General features: G+C 71.8%; 17 protein-coding genes. 11 read left to right on the forward strand and 6 right to left on the reverse strand.

Annotated features, from left to right (window positions below):
• Positions 1-334 precede the first annotated feature (334 nt).
• Positions 335-1,090: an acyltransferase gene (locus D0D28_RS26925; RefSeq protein ID WP_116113472.1), complete on the reverse strand. Its 756-nt coding sequence runs from the start codon at positions 1,088-1,090 to the stop codon at positions 335-337.
• An 11-nt stretch (positions 1,091-1,101) separates the two neighbouring features.
• Between D0D28_RS26925 and D0D28_RS26930 the strand changes: the two genes are divergently transcribed.
• Positions 1,102-2,064 (forward strand): nucleoside hydrolase, encoded by a 963-nt coding sequence (locus D0D28_RS26930; protein WP_094009007.1) that lies wholly within the window; start codon positions 1,102-1,104, stop codon positions 2,062-2,064.
• A gap of 6 nt (positions 2,065-2,070) precedes the next feature.
• Here the strand turns inward: D0D28_RS26930 and D0D28_RS26935 are convergent, their stop codons facing one another.
• Entirely contained in the window at positions 2,071-2,475 is a 405-nt protein-coding gene (locus D0D28_RS26935) for a VOC family protein (protein ID WP_116113475.1), read from the reverse strand.
• An 84-nt stretch (positions 2,476-2,559) separates the two neighbouring features.
• Here D0D28_RS26935 and D0D28_RS26940 point away from each other — a divergent pair, with 84 nt between their 5' ends.
• Complete coding sequence (locus tag D0D28_RS26940) at positions 2,560-3,528, forward strand: helix-turn-helix transcriptional regulator (RefSeq protein WP_205413367.1); 969 nt, start codon at positions 2,560-2,562, stop codon at positions 3,526-3,528.
• Here D0D28_RS26940 and D0D28_RS26945 read toward each other — a convergent pair whose 3' ends face one another.
• Positions 3,529-5,025 (reverse strand): plasmid pRiA4b ORF-3 family protein, encoded by a 1,497-nt coding sequence (locus D0D28_RS26945; RefSeq protein ID WP_240323370.1) that lies wholly within the window; start codon positions 5,023-5,025, stop codon positions 3,529-3,531. It abuts the gene before it with no gap.
• 122 nt (positions 5,026-5,147) lie between these two features.
• On the opposite strand from D0D28_RS26945, the gene D0D28_RS26950 reads away from it, so the two are divergent.
• The gene (locus D0D28_RS26950; RefSeq protein WP_240323371.1) at positions 5,148-5,561 is read left to right on the forward strand and encodes a hypothetical protein; all 414 of its coding nucleotides are present in this window, start codon (positions 5,148-5,150) and stop codon (positions 5,559-5,561) included.
• On the opposite strand, the gene D0D28_RS26955 is transcribed toward D0D28_RS26950, so the two are convergent.
• Positions 5,558-5,941 (reverse strand): nitroreductase/quinone reductase family protein, encoded by a 384-nt coding sequence (locus D0D28_RS26955; RefSeq protein WP_116113478.1) that lies wholly within the window; start codon positions 5,939-5,941, stop codon positions 5,558-5,560. The two genes, D0D28_RS26950 and D0D28_RS26955, sit on opposite strands and share 4 nt — an antisense overlap.
• Positions 5,942-6,024: 83 nt before the next feature.
• On the opposite strand from D0D28_RS26955, the gene D0D28_RS26960 reads away from it, so the two are divergent.
• The 5 genes from D0D28_RS26960 to D0D28_RS26980 all read left to right on the forward strand — a co-directional run bounded on the left by D0D28_RS26960 (position 6,025) and on the right by D0D28_RS26980 (position 9,525).
• Positions 6,025-6,465, forward strand: coding sequence for a MarR family winged helix-turn-helix transcriptional regulator (locus D0D28_RS26960; RefSeq protein WP_429727749.1), 441 nt, complete (start codon positions 6,025-6,027; stop codon positions 6,463-6,465).
• Positions 6,462-7,268 carry an ABC transporter ATP-binding protein gene (locus tag D0D28_RS26965; RefSeq protein ID WP_116113484.1) on the forward strand — a complete coding sequence of 269 codons (807 nt, stop codon included), beginning with the start codon at positions 6,462-6,464 and terminating at the stop codon, positions 7,266-7,268. Before D0D28_RS26960 ends, D0D28_RS26965 begins: the two co-directional genes overlap by 4 nt.
• Positions 7,228-8,040, forward strand: a complete 813-nt coding sequence (locus tag D0D28_RS26970; protein WP_094009002.1) for an ABC transporter permease — start codon at positions 7,228-7,230, stop codon at positions 8,038-8,040. Before D0D28_RS26965 ends, D0D28_RS26970 begins: the two co-directional genes overlap by 41 nt.
• Positions 8,041-8,121: 81 nt before the next feature.
• Positions 8,122-8,763, forward strand: a complete 642-nt coding sequence (locus tag D0D28_RS26975; RefSeq protein WP_094009001.1) for a DUF4383 domain-containing protein — start codon at positions 8,122-8,124, stop codon at positions 8,761-8,763.
• A 21-nt stretch (positions 8,764-8,784) separates the two neighbouring features.
• Positions 8,785-9,525 carry an SDR family NAD(P)-dependent oxidoreductase gene (locus D0D28_RS26980; protein WP_094009000.1) on the forward strand — a complete coding sequence of 247 codons (741 nt, stop codon included), beginning with the start codon at positions 8,785-8,787 and terminating at the stop codon, positions 9,523-9,525.
• 51 nt (positions 9,526-9,576) lie between these two features.
• Here D0D28_RS26980 and D0D28_RS26985 read toward each other — a convergent pair whose 3' ends face one another.
• Positions 9,577-10,377 (reverse strand): hypothetical protein, encoded by an 801-nt coding sequence (locus tag D0D28_RS26985; protein WP_116113486.1) that lies wholly within the window; start codon positions 10,375-10,377, stop codon positions 9,577-9,579.
• 179 nt (positions 10,378-10,556) lie between these two features.
• Here D0D28_RS26985 and D0D28_RS26990 point away from each other — a divergent pair, with 179 nt between their 5' ends.
• The 3 genes from D0D28_RS26990 (at position 10,557) to bcp (ending at position 11,967) form a co-directional block, all read left to right on the forward strand.
• Positions 10,557-10,739 carry a hypothetical protein gene (locus D0D28_RS26990; RefSeq protein ID WP_116113528.1) on the forward strand — a complete coding sequence of 61 codons (183 nt, stop codon included), beginning with the start codon at positions 10,557-10,559 and terminating at the stop codon, positions 10,737-10,739.
• Between the two features lie 196 nt (positions 10,740-10,935).
• Positions 10,936-11,463 (forward strand): hypothetical protein, encoded by a 528-nt coding sequence (locus D0D28_RS26995; RefSeq protein WP_429727748.1) that lies wholly within the window; start codon positions 10,936-10,938, stop codon positions 11,461-11,463.
• A 24-nt stretch (positions 11,464-11,487) separates the two neighbouring features.
• A complete protein-coding gene (gene bcp, locus D0D28_RS27000) occupies positions 11,488-11,967 on the forward strand; it encodes a thioredoxin-dependent thiol peroxidase (RefSeq protein ID WP_094008997.1) in 480 nt (159 codons plus the stop codon).
• A 159-nt stretch (positions 11,968-12,126) separates the two neighbouring features.
• Here bcp and D0D28_RS27005 read toward each other — a convergent pair whose 3' ends face one another.
• The gene (locus tag D0D28_RS27005; protein ID WP_116113491.1) at positions 12,127-12,837 is read right to left on the reverse strand and encodes a GntR family transcriptional regulator; all 711 of its coding nucleotides are present in this window, start codon (positions 12,835-12,837) and stop codon (positions 12,127-12,129) included.
• Positions 12,838-12,946 lie beyond the last annotated feature (109 nt).

Below are 12,946 nucleotides of genomic sequence, written 5' to 3' on the forward strand. Positions count from 1 at the left end.
TCTTCCGCCGCTGCACCCAGTTCCGCAACGTCTGTGCCTCATCAACGGACAAGGCCAACTCAGGCAGCTTCGGATTCGGCATGCCGCACCCTACAGCTGAACTCGAATTAACGACTCAGGACACTAGAGGGCGGGAGTGATCGGCCAGCGCGGGTGTGCAGGAAGGTGTAGCCGCCGCCGTCGCGGTGGCGCGGTAGCCTGCGGCCAGGACTTAGCCGGACCGGGCCGATCTTGTGCTCGCGACCTAGGTCGACGACCAGGGGACCAACCCGTGCTAGACCCTTGTGGCCAGCCCCTCGCCCACCGCCACCCTCAACGGAGCCGCTACGCGGCGCTAGCTTTGCTCGAGGGTCTTCTGCAGCGCCTTGTTCGCCTTGCGGGCCATGTCGGCGATGGCCTCGCGGCGTTCGGCGTCGGCTTCGTAGTCGGCGCGGCGGTCGCGCACCACGCGCGCCGGGGAGCCGACCGCGATGGCGTAGTCGGGGATGTCGCCGCGCACCACGGCGTGTGCGCCGAGGACGCAACCGCGGCCGACGCGGGTGCCGCGCAGCACCGAAACCTTCGTGCCGATCCAGGTGTCCGGCCCGATGCGGACCGGGGTCTTCACGATCCCCTGGTCCTTGATCGGCAGGTTGATGTCCGCCGTGATGTGGTCGAAGTCACAGATGTAGACCCAGTCGGCCACCAGGGTCGCCGCGCCGAGCTCGATGTCGAGGTAGCAGTTGATGACGTTCTGGCGCCCGAAGACGGCCTTGTTCCCGATGCGCAGCGAGCCCTCGTGGCAGCGGATCGCGTTGCCGTCGCCGATGTGCACCCAGCGCCCGATCTCCAGGCGGCCGTAACCGGGGCGGCAGTGGATCTCCACGTCCTTGCCGAGGAACACCATGCCGCGCAGGATGACGTGCGGGTTCGCCAGCCGGAACTTCAGCAGCCGCCAGTACCGCACCAGGTACCAGGGGGTGTAGGCGCGGTTGCGCAGGACCCAGCGCAGCGAATCGGCGGTCAGGAACTTCGCCTGACGAGGGTCGCGCCGGGCGCGGCGCCACGCCTGCACCCGGGACAGCACCGGCGATCCCCACATCGATGTCATAGGTTGACAGTATGCCGACACCGTTGATCATCGATACCGACCCGGGCGTGGACGACGCCTTCGCGATCGCGCTGGCGGCGCTGAGCGAGGACGTCGACCTGCTGGGGGTCACGACGGTCTTCGGCAACGTCCCGCTCGAAGCGACCACCCGCAACGCGCGCCGCGTGCTGGCGCTGTGCGGGCGCGCGGACGTGCCGGTGGCGGCCGGGGCCGCGCGGCCGCTGGTGCACGCCCAGCTGCACCGCGCCAGCCACGTGCACGGGTCGGACGGGTTGTCCGGACGCTCGGCCGCGCTGCCCGAGCCGGGCCGGGCGCTGGAGCCGGGCGGTGCGATGAGCCTGCTGGTGTCGTTGCTGGAGGCCGCCGACGAGCCGGTGACGATCGCGCCGATCGGGCCGCTGACGAACATCGCGCTGCTGCTCGCCGCGCACCCCGAGGTGCGGGAGAAGATCGGCCGCATCGTCGTCATGGGCGGCGGGCTGGCCGGCGGCAACACGACGGGTGCGGCGGAGTTCAACATCTGGAGCGACCCGGAGGCGGCGCGGCGGGTGCTGGTCGAGGAGACCGTGCCGTGCGTGCTGGTGCCGATGGACCTGACCTACCGGTGCGCGGTGGACCGCACGTGGCTGGGCAAGCTGGCCGCGTCCGGGCCGATCGGCGCCGCACTGGAGGCGCTGACACCGGACTACGTCGCGCACTACCGCAAGGCCCTCGGGTGGGACGGCGTGGTGCTGCACGACGCGGTCGCCGTCGCGGAGGCGATCCGGCCGGGCATCCTGCGGACCGAGACCTACCCGGTCGAGGTGGAGTGCTCGCTGGGCCCGGCCCGCGGCGCCACGCTGGTCGACCGGCGCCGGCAGGCCCTGCGCGAGGACGCGGAAGGCGATGTGGCGCCCGGCCGGATCGAGGTCGCGGTGGACACCGAGCTGGAGGGGCTGCGGGCCTTCATCCTGGAGCGGCTGGCGCGCGGCTGAAGCCGGTCAGTGCGCGAGCCTCGCCCTGGCCTCTTCGGTGAGCGGCGCGAAGAAGTTGACCAGGTTGCCGTCGGGGTCGCGGAACAGCAGCGACCGGTTGCCCCACGGCATCGTCGTCGGCTTCTGCACGATCTCGGGGACGACCGCCAGCGCCGTCAGCCGTTCGTACGCCCGGTCCACGTCCTCGACGAGGAACTCCAGGATCGCGCTCCGGTTCGACTCGGGCACGGCCGCCCCGGGGCTGAACAGCGCCATCGTCTCGGCGCCGCCGATCGCCAGCGTGCACGAAGATCCGGCGAACTCGGCGAACTGCTCGGCGAGCCACCGCGCCCGGAGGCCGGTCACCTGCTCGTAGAACTCGGCGAGGCGGGCGACGTCGTCGGTGATGACGCGGACGGAGAGAAGCTGCACGGCGGGTTCCTTTCTGCGGAGGGACACCGGCCACGCTAGAGGCGATAGTGGACAGGATCCGCCCGGTATTGCGAGGATCTTCGGGTGACCCGGCCGATCGCCCGAGTGCTGGCCCTGCTGGAGATCCTCCAGAGCGGTGGGACCCGGACCGTCGCCGAGCTCGCCGGGCGGCTCGACGTCGACGAGCGCACCGTCCGCCGCTACGTCGATCACCTCCGCGACCTCGACGTCCCGGTCCGCGCGGTGCGCGGACGGCACGGCGGATACCGGCTGTCGCCCGGCTACCGGATGCCCCCGCTGATGCTCACCGACGAGGAGGCGCTCGCCGTCCTGCTCGGTCTGGTCGCGGGGCGGCGAGCCGGCCTGATCACCACGTCGGTCGCGGCCGCCGAGAGCGCGGTCGCGAAGATCCGGCGGGTGCTGCCCGACGCCGTCGGGCAGCGGCTCGACGCGCTGCTGGAGATCGCCGGCTTCACCGCGCCCCCACGACCGGCGCTCACGGCGGAGGCCGGGGTGCTGCTCACCGTGGCGGAGGCGGCGCGGGATAGCCGGCCGCTCGAAATCGCTTACACCGCGGGCCATGGCGGCGCCAGCGAACGCGTCGTCCACCCGTACGGGGTGGTGGCGCACTCCGGGCGGTGGTACCTGAGCGGCTTCGACTCCGCCGGCGGGCAGGTGCGCACGTTCCGGATCGACCGGATCAGGACCGTCGAAATCGGCGCCGGAACATTCGACGTGCCGGCGGGATTCGACCCTGCCGAGCGGGTGCTCAGCGCCCTCGCCGAGACGCCGTACGAGCACGAGGTGTCCGTGCGGATCCGCTCGGCGCCCGAACGGATCCGCTCCGTCTTCCCGCCGTCCGTCGCGTCGCTGGAGACGATCACCGGCGGCGAGCCCTGGGTGCGGGCCCGGATCCGGGCGCAGCGGCTCGACTGGATACCGCCCCTGCTCGCGGCGCTCGACCAGCCGTTCGTCGTCGAGCAGCCCGGCGCGCTCCGCGACCTGGTCCGGGCACTGGCAGAAAGGCTGGCCCGCCATGCCGCGGACGGCTGATCACCAGGGGTGCGCGGGGTGCGGGATGCGCACGGCGGCCAGGCGCTTGTTCCGGGCGGAAACGCTTTCCCCGGCCTTGGACACGCTCGTGCAGCGCGGATAGCTCAGCTGCGGGTCGGGGTCGAGGATCTTCTCGCACGTGACGGAGTGCTCGACCGCGCCCACGAAGAACCGCAGGCTCGTCCCCGGCCGCACCAGCACGTGCGACAACCGCACGTCGTGCTCGTCGCGGTCCTCGCCCAGGCCGAAGAACGGGTCGGCGTACCGCACACCGTCGGCCTCGAAGTGGTGCTCCTCGCCGTCCGCGTCGAGCGCCTCGGCGAAGACGTCGAGCGTCACGCTCGCCGGGATCACCAATCGCCACCACTGCGGCGGCTTCCGGCCGGTCACGGTGATCTTCAGCTGGTACACGGTCAGCCGCACCGACTCGGCGAACGCCCGCAGCTCACGGCGCAACGCCGTCGCCTCGGGCTCCAGCGCGTCGAGCCCGCCGCGGTCGCGTACGTAGTGGTACGCCTCCTCGACCCCGCTGCGCTCCCGCGCGGACAACGCGTACTCGGTGACCAGCCGCCGCCGCTCCGCTCCGGACAACCCCGGGCCCTCGTCCCACATCTCCAGCATCGCCGCGGCGTGCGGGCGCACGTTGCGGTAACTCAGCGCGACGTGCCAGGCCGGCAGCACCTCGTCGCCGAAACCGGCGACCACCTCGATGGCCGCCACGCGCTCGACCGGTGACGCGAACTCCGCGGCGTGCAGCAGTTGCGCGGCGCCGTCCACCGGGCGCCTGCCCTCGAACCAGCGCAGTGCCTGGTGCCACGCCTCGTCGGCGGGCAGCGGCGCGAGACGGCCCAGCAGCTGCGCGGCGCGCAGCTCGGGCGTGACCGGCCGCGGTTCACGAGCGGCCCACTCGTCTAGCGCCCACTGGCCCAGCGGCGTGACCTTCCGGTCGCCGTCCAGCGCGCCGAACTCGGTGAGCACGTCCAGTGCGGCGTCGAGCGGGAACAGTTCCGCGCCACCGAAACTCGAAGCGACCGCGTCGCCGTCCTCGCTGCCCTTGAGCAGCCGGTGCACCGAGAACACCAGGTCGTCCAGCAGCGGGCCGTTGGCCAGCGCGGTCAGCACCGCCCGGCACAACGCGAACGCGCCACGACGGCGTGGATCGGCCGACTCGGCCCGCAGGACCGCGTCGAGGCCCTTGAGCCACAGCTGCGCCGGATCGTCGTGCGGCGGGCGCGCGACCGCCTCCGCGACACCGACCTCGATCAGCCCCGCGCCTTCCGCGGCCACCCACGGCCGGTGGATCGTGACGACGTCCGCGGCCGAGCGGACCTTCTCCCCCACCTCGACGCCCAGCGCCCCGGCGACCGAGGGAACGTCGGCGGGCCGCAGAACTCCTTTGGGGGTAACGGGTCTCCCGTCGCCGACCCAGCTCGCCAGGGCCCTCGTCCGGGACAGCGCGGGGCACTGACTCGCCAATGTGGAGATTCCGGTACTCACCCGCAGGACTTTAGCGAGCAGGCCCCGCCACCCGGACGGGTGTTTCCGTCCACAGTAGAGATGTCGACAAGTCGATCATGCGCGATGGGCTGAGCTCTGGTCACCAGCGGCGGGACGCACGTGTGGCTCGACGCCGGCCGGGCACCCTCGCCGAGCTGCGCCGCCACACCGGCCTGGACCGGCTCGCCGCCATCTGGATCTCGCACCTGCTCACCGCGTACTACGGCGCCCTGTTCGCCGACCTCGAACTGGTCGCGCCGATCCCGCTGTTCGGCCCACCCGGGATCACCGGCAGGCTGGCGGACTTCCCGACCAACCGAGATCGGGCCGATACGTTCACCGCCACGGCCGTCGAGCACGGCATGCCGGCGTTCGGCGTGCGGATCGAGGCGGGCGCGGCGTCGCTGGCCTACTCCGGGGACACCGCGCCCTGCCCCGCGGTGGCGGCGCCGGCCAAGAACTGCGACGCGCTGCTGTGCGAGGTCGGCGGCCCGGTCGCCTACGCCGCTCCCGGCGCGGTCTTCCACCTGCCCTAATCGAGGTCGACGCGCACCGTCAGCAGCGCGATCCCCAGGCGGCGCACGATCATGCTGTTGCCCGCCGGCAGTTTCTTCAGCCGCTCGTGCGGGTCGTCGCCGGGCAGGAGGTGGGCGGTGCCGGTGCGCCAGACGCGGCCCAGCCGCACGCGCACCTTCGGGTTGGCCTCGATGTTGCGGATGTAGGACGCCCGCCGCCCGTCGCCGGAGACGAACCAGAAGGCGCCGTCGACGACCTTCCCGCCGACCGGAGTGTGCCGGGGCTGACCGGTGCGCCTGCCGATCGTTTCGAGGACCACCTGGCCGGGCAGGCGCTTCGCCAGCGGGTTGACCAGCCGGTGGAACGCGTCGGCCGCGCGCTTCTTGCGATCAGGATTCACCCTTCACGAATACTCCGCTTCCTCCGGAAAGCGAAATTAGTGAGCGTTGCTAATAGCTCCGAGTCAGAGCTACCTTGGCGGACGTGCGAGAACTGGCCGAGAACCTGATGACGACCACGGCCGCGCTGCGGCGGGTCGTCCGGCGGCGCGTGCGGGACACGCTGCCGCACGCGCCCCTGCGTCCGGCGCAGATCGAACTGCTCCGCGTGGTCGAGAAACACCCCGGCATCGGCGTCGCCGCCGCCGCGCGTGCCCTGCACCTGGCCGGCAATTCGGTCAGCTCGCTGGTCAACCAGCTCGTCGACGCCGGACTGCTGGACCGGCGGATCGATCCCGGCGACCGCCGGGCCGCGCGGCTGGAGCTGACCGGCCCGGCGCGGGACCGGCTGGCGAACTGGCGGCGCACCCGCACCGAGTTCGTGACCTCGGCGATCGCGTGCCTGCCGGCCGGGGACCGCGACGCGCTCGAAGCCGCGCTGCCCGCGCTCGACCGGCTGATCGCCGCGATCCAGGAGGGGAAATGACCACACCCGCGGTGCGCTGCACCGGGCTCCGGCACGCCTTCGGTGACGCGGTCGCCGTCGACGGCGTCGACCTGGAGATCCCGGCGGGCCAGGTCTTCGGGCTGCTCGGCCCCAACGGCGCGGGCAAGACCACCGCCATCCGCATGATCACCACGCTGCTGCCGGTCAAGGCCGGCGCGATCGAGGTGTTCGGCCTCGACGCCACGCACCGGAAGATGCGCGTGCGGCGGCTGATCGGCTATGTGCCGCAACAACTTTCCGCCGACGGCTCGCTCAGCGGGCGGGAGAACGTGGCGCTGTTCGCCCGCCTCTTCGACGTCCCGCGACGCGAGCGCGCCGAGCAGGTCGAGACCGCACTCGGCGCCGTGGGCCTGCTGGACGACGCCGACCGCACGGCCGCGACCTACTCCGGCGGCATGATCCGCCGCCTCGAACTGGCGCAGGCGCTGGTCAGCGCGCCCCGGCTGCTGATACTCGACGAGCCGACCATCGGGCTCGACCCGGTCGCCCGCACCGGCGTGTGGGAGCGCATCGAACAGGTCCGCGCCGAGACCGGCATGACCGTGCTGGTGACCACGCACTACATGGACGAGGCCGAGCAGCACTGCGACCAGGTCGCGCTCATGCACCGCGGCCGGATCCGCGCGCAGGGCAGCCCGGCGGAGCTCCGGGCCCGGCTGGGGCCGGAGTCCACTCTGGACGATGTCTTCCGGGCGGTCACCGGTGACGCGTTCGACGACGCCGACAAGGGAGGGATGCGCGATGTCCGCGCCGCTCGCCGCACCGCACGCCGCCTGGGCTGACCCGCGGCCGGTCCGCCGCCTGCTGTCCAGGGTGGGCACGATGTGCCTGGTGGAGCTGCAGAAGCTGCGCCGCGACCGCTCCGAACTCATCACCCGCGCGATCCAGCCCGCGCTGTGGCTGCTGATCTTCGGCGAGACCTTCACCCGGCTGCGCGCGATCCCCACCGGGGACACGCCTTACCTGGACTTCCTCGCCCCCGGCATCCTCGCGCAGTCCGCGTTGTTCATCGCGATCTTCTACGGCATCCAGATCATCTGGGAACGCGACGCCGGTGTGCTCGGCAAGCTGCTCGTCACGCCGACCCCGCGCGCCGCGCTGGTCACCGGCAAGGCGTTCGCGGCCGGGGTGCGGGCGTTCGCGCAGGCGGTGATCGTGCTGATCCTCGCGGCGGTCCTCGGCGTCGGCCTCACCGCGAACCCGCTGAAGCTGCTCGGCGCCGCGCTCACCGTGGTGCTCGGCTCGGCGTTCTTCTGCTGCCTGTCGATCGTGATCGCCGGGCTCGTGCTGTCCCGCGAACGGCTGATGGGCATCGGGCAGGCGATCACGATGCCGTTGTTCTTCGGGTCCAACGCGCTCTACCCGGTGGATCTGATGCCCGATTGGCTGCGCGTGCTCAGCCACGTCAACCCGCTCAGTTACGAGGTGGACGCGCTGCGCGGGCTGCTGATCGGCACCCCCTCCCACGTCTGGGTGGACTCCGGGGTGCTCGCCGCTTCCGCCGCGATCGCCATCGGGGTCGCGTCCGCCCTGCTCGGGCGGCTGGTCCGGTGAGTTTGCCCGATTCCACCACCGGGTAACCCGTCGGGCACATCACGCAACCGTGGTGTCCGTCGGACAAAGGGGACAGGCGACATGTCTCGTTCGGAACAAGCCCGCGTCCGGGCGGCCGGCTTCCAGCCGGTCCAGGTGCTCGCCGCGCTCGTCGGTCTGGTCTACCTCGTGATCGGCATCATCGGGTTCGTGCGCACCGGCTTCGGTGACTTCACCGGCAACCCGGACCACATGCTGATGGGCTTCATGATCAACCCGCTGCACAACCTGGTGCACGTGGTGGTCGGCGTGCTGGGCCTGCTGTTCGCCGCGTCGTCGGCGTCGGCCCGCACCTTCGGCTGGATCCTGTTCATCGGCTTCGGCCTGGTGACCATCTGGGGCCTGATGATCACCGGGGTGATCGCGTCCAACCCGGTATCCGGGCTGGGCAACCCGCTCAACCTCAACGCGGCCGACAACTGGCTGCACGGGGCGAGCGCGGTGCTGGGCCTGATCATGGCAGTCATGCCCGCGCGCAAGAAGGTGCACGTCGAGAGCACCGACAGCGGTGCCGCGACGATGCAGCAGCCGATGGCCACCGGCGACGTGCCCGGCAACGCGGACGTCCCGACGCGTCCGGTGCCGCAGCAGACCGGGTCGCCGGAGGCCGCCGCCCAGCAGCAGACCGGACGGCACCGCCCGTCGCGGTGGCGCATGCACCGGCCGGGCCACACCACCCACTGATCGTCGGGCAGACTGCCCCGCGTGAGCGGAACGGTGCTGGTGCTCGGCGGGCGCAGTGAGATCGGCCTCGCCGTGGCACGGAAACTCGTGGACGGCGAGCGGAAGTTCGTACTGGCGGCCCGGCGCAGCGGCGACCTCGATGACGAAGAGGCGTCGCTGCGCCGGGCCGGCGCGTCCGAGGTGGCGCGGGTCGAGTTCGACGCCGACGACGTGGCGCGGCACCGCGAGGTGCTGGACGCGGTGGTCGCCGAGCACGGTCCACTGGAGACGGTCGTGGTCGCGTTCGGGATCCTGGGCGACCAGGAGCGGGCCGAGCGCGACGCGGCGCACGCGATGGCCGTGATCCACACGGACTACGTCGCCCACGTGAGCGTCCTGACCGAGCTGGCGAACCTGTTGCGCGCGCAGGGCAGCGGGCAGCTCGTGGTGTTCTCCTCGGTCGCCGGGGTGCGGGTGCGGCGGGCCAACTACGTGTACGGCTCGGCGAAGGCCGGGCTGGACGGGTTCGCCGGCGGCCTGGCCGACGCGTTGCACGGCAGCGGCGTGCGGCTGCTGCTGGTGCGCCCGGGGTTCGTGATCGGGCGGATGACCGAGGGCATGTCGCCCGCCCCGTTCTCCAGCACGCCCGAACAGGTCGCGACGGCGACCGTGCGCGCGCTGCGGCGGGGACGCGGGGAGGTCTGGGTGCCGCCCGTGCTGCGCCCGGTGTTCTTCCTGATGCGCCTGCTGCCGCGCGCGATCTGGCGGCGCATGCCCCGCTGAACACGCCGAAGGCCACTCCCGCGGGAGTGGCCTTCGGTTCGCGTCGAGGGGTCAGCCGCCGAGCAGACCGCCGACCAGGCCGCCCACGGTGCCCAGCAGGCCGCCGTTCCTCTTGCTGGTCGGCTGGGTCGTCGTTCCCGGCGAGCTGCTCGGCTGCTCCGAGGTCGGCTCGGTCGTGGTCGGCGAGGTCGTGGTCGTCCGCGGAGTGGTGGTCTGGGGCTGGGTCCGGCTCGTGCCCGCGGCGGGCGCCGGGGCGGCCGAGGTGGTCGTCGGCGCGGCCGTCGTGCCACGGCTGCTCGTCGACTGGCCGGTGCGCGCCTGGCCGCTCGCGCCGGCGGCGCCGCCCTGCTGGGCCGCCTGCGGCTGGGCCTGCGAGGACGCGCTGCCCGACGGCGGCAGCTCGGCGCTGCTGGTCGAGGTCGGCGTGCTGCTGGCCAGCAACTGCTGCTGGGGAGCGGCGATCGTGCTCGTCGGGGTGTGGCCGGTCCTGGTGTCCGGGCCGCCGCCCGCTCCGCCCGGCGCGGCCGCGTCGTGCAGCTGGCCGGTGGTCAGGGTGCTGACCGCAACACCGGCCAGGGCCGCCACGCCCGCGGCGAGCGCGCCGATGCGGCCGGCCTTGCGCTTGTCCCACCGGCTGCCCGGCTCGCTCTCCCGGCGCAGGATGCTGGCCGCCGGGATGCGCACGGTGGGCGCCTCGGCCATCTCGGGCGTGATGCCGGAGTCGTCCACGGGCTCCTTCGGCAGCTTGATCGCGGTGAACTCCTGCGTGACGCCTTCCCGGCGCAGCAACTCCGCGACACTGATCTGCCGCGTCGTGGCACTCGCCCGAGTGTCTTTGTCGTCGCTCGTCACGCTGAACCTCTCCGAAGCCGCTTACTGCCCGCGACATGATTACTGTTGTTATCAGTTCGTTGCCTCAGGTCGTGATCGAGCTCACATCCGATAGGCCAAATGTCGTACGCACGGTGACAAACCGATAGCTCAGACGGCCCGTTACTGTGACCGTGATCGCGCAGCAGGCGGAGGTGAACGTGGCGGGCCGCAACCCCTTGAAGTGGGTGAGCAGCGTGGCGGACTGGTTCGAGCAACGCGGCGTCTACGTGCCCGGCGAGGACAACCACACGGTCGACCCGTGGCGCGATTTCGGCTGGCTGATCGTGGCGTGGCTGGTCGGCTGCGGCACCTTCATCCTCTTCCTCGCGATGGCGGTCTGAACCCGCCGGGGTGAGCGCGATCACGGCTGGTGCCGCTCCGGTCACGGATCGGCCACATCCCGACACCAGGTCCGCGTCAACCCCGCGCGGTGACTCGCACGCACTCGCGAGTAGGGACAGAGTGGAGCGCGCCCGGCGGAAATACCTACCCCGAACGGACCAGCCGGGCGGCTGAAGAAGTGAGGAAGTGGCCCCTGTGCGCACCCCGAGGCACGCGATGGCCGCGCTCGTCCTGGTGGCGGTGACCGCTTGCGGTGCGCCGGCGCAGGTCGAGGGCGGGTCGACGAGCACCGGTGGTGACGTGGCCATCCCGCAGGCGGTTCCCGCGCTGCACACCCTGGACTTCGGCGGCCAGTTCCGGTTCGGCGACGGGGTCGCGGTGTCGGTGTCCGCGCCGAAGCCGTTCAAGCCCAGCGAGAGCGCGTATCCACGCAGCGACCGGGCGGTGGCGTTCGAGATCATCATCCGCAACGACGGCGACCAGCCGTACCGGCTGTCCGGGCTGAGCGTGACGGCGACCGTCGGGGACGTGCCGTCGAAGCAGGTGGTGGACTCGACGCAGGGGTACAGCGGAATCGTCGACGCGGGCAAGGACGTGCAACCCGGGCGCGACGTGCGGGTGAACCTGGCCTTCGCCGCGCCGCCCGAGCCCGCCGAGATGCGGCTGACCCTGCGGCCGACCGCGACCAGCCCGGTGATCGCCGTGTACTGCGGGCCCGCCTGACCGGCGCCCGGATACGCTCGGGGCATGACTGACCCGCAGCGTCTCACCGCCGGCGACAAGGCCCCCGACTTCACCCTTCCCGACAGCACGGGCACGCAGGTCTCGCTGTCGGACTTCCGGGGCAGGCACGTCGTCGTGTACTTCTACCCCGCGGCGGGCACGCCCGGGTGCACCAAGCAGGCCTGCGACTTCCGGGACAACCTCGGCGAGCTCGACGGCGCCGGCTACCAGGTGCTCGGCGTGTCGCCGGACAAGCCGGAGAAGCTGGCGAAGTTCGCCGAGGCGGAGCGGCTGACGTTCCCGCTGCTGTCCGATCCGGACAAGACGGTGCTCACGGAGTGGGGCGCGTTCGGCGAGAAGAAGAACTACGGCCGGATCGTGCAGGGCGTGATCCGCTCGACGTTCGTGATCGACCCCGAGGGCACGATCGTCAAGGCGATGTACAACGTCCGGGCGACCGGCCACGTCGCCAAGCTGCTGAAGGACCTGAAGATCTCCGCCTGACCGCGGAACTCGCCACCCCGAACGCAGAACTCGCCACTCGGAGCGTGGGACTCACCGCCCCGAACGTGGGACTCGCGGCGGCCGCGAGTCCCACGCTCCCGCACGCGAGTCCCACGCTCGGGAGCGTGAGTTCTGCACTCGGGAGTGCGAGTTCTGCGCTCACATCACCCGGCGGTAGGCCTCCACCAGCTGCTTCTCCGCGTCGTCCAGGTAAGCGGCCAGCTGGCGCTCCGCCGTGGCGCCGTCGCCGGTGCGCAGCGTCTCCAGGATCTCCCGGTTCCGCTCCAGGTAAGGCTCGTGGAAGGGCTGCGGGTCGGCCATCACGTGGAACACCAGCCGCAGCTCGGCGAGCAGCCCGCGGACCAGCTCGTCCACCCGGGGGCTGCCGGCGAGCGTGATCAGCGCCTGGTGGAAGTGGATGTTGGCGGTGCCGAGCTCGCGCCAGGCCTGACGCTTCTTGGCGTCCTCGCCGTCGGCCACCGCGGCCTCCACCGCCTGCAGCTTGTCCCCCGGCGGGCTGGTGATCTCCCGCAGCACGGCGCACTGCACGAGCTTGCGCACCTTGTACAGGTCGATCACGTCCTCGACCGACAGCCGCCGCACGAAGACGCCCCGGTTCAGCTCGTGCACCAGCAGCTTCTCGTGCGTGAGCAGCCGGAACGCCTCACGCAGCGTGTTCCGCGAGACGCCCAGCGCCCCGCCGATCGCCTCCTCGGACAGGCGGCTGCCGGGCTCGAAGAAGCCCTCGGTGATGCGCCCCCGCAGGATGTCCGCCAGCCGTTCGGCCGTGCTGGTGCGCCCCAGCAGCAGGCGATCGGCCTCGAGCCCGGTGCTGGGGATCGAGCCCGTGGACTCGGCGTCGGTGGTCACGCGGGGCCTCCGTGTTTTCAGGGGTCGGACCGTGTAACGGAAACTTAACCAGTCCATCGAAGGACGGTCCAACCTGCGACTTGTTCTACGAAAAGTCTATCCAGACGCT

It is taken from the genome of Amycolatopsis ruanii (assembly GCF_003385175.1).
Lineage (GTDB): Bacteria > Actinomycetota > Actinomycetes > Mycobacteriales > Pseudonocardiaceae > Amycolatopsis_E > Amycolatopsis_E thermalba.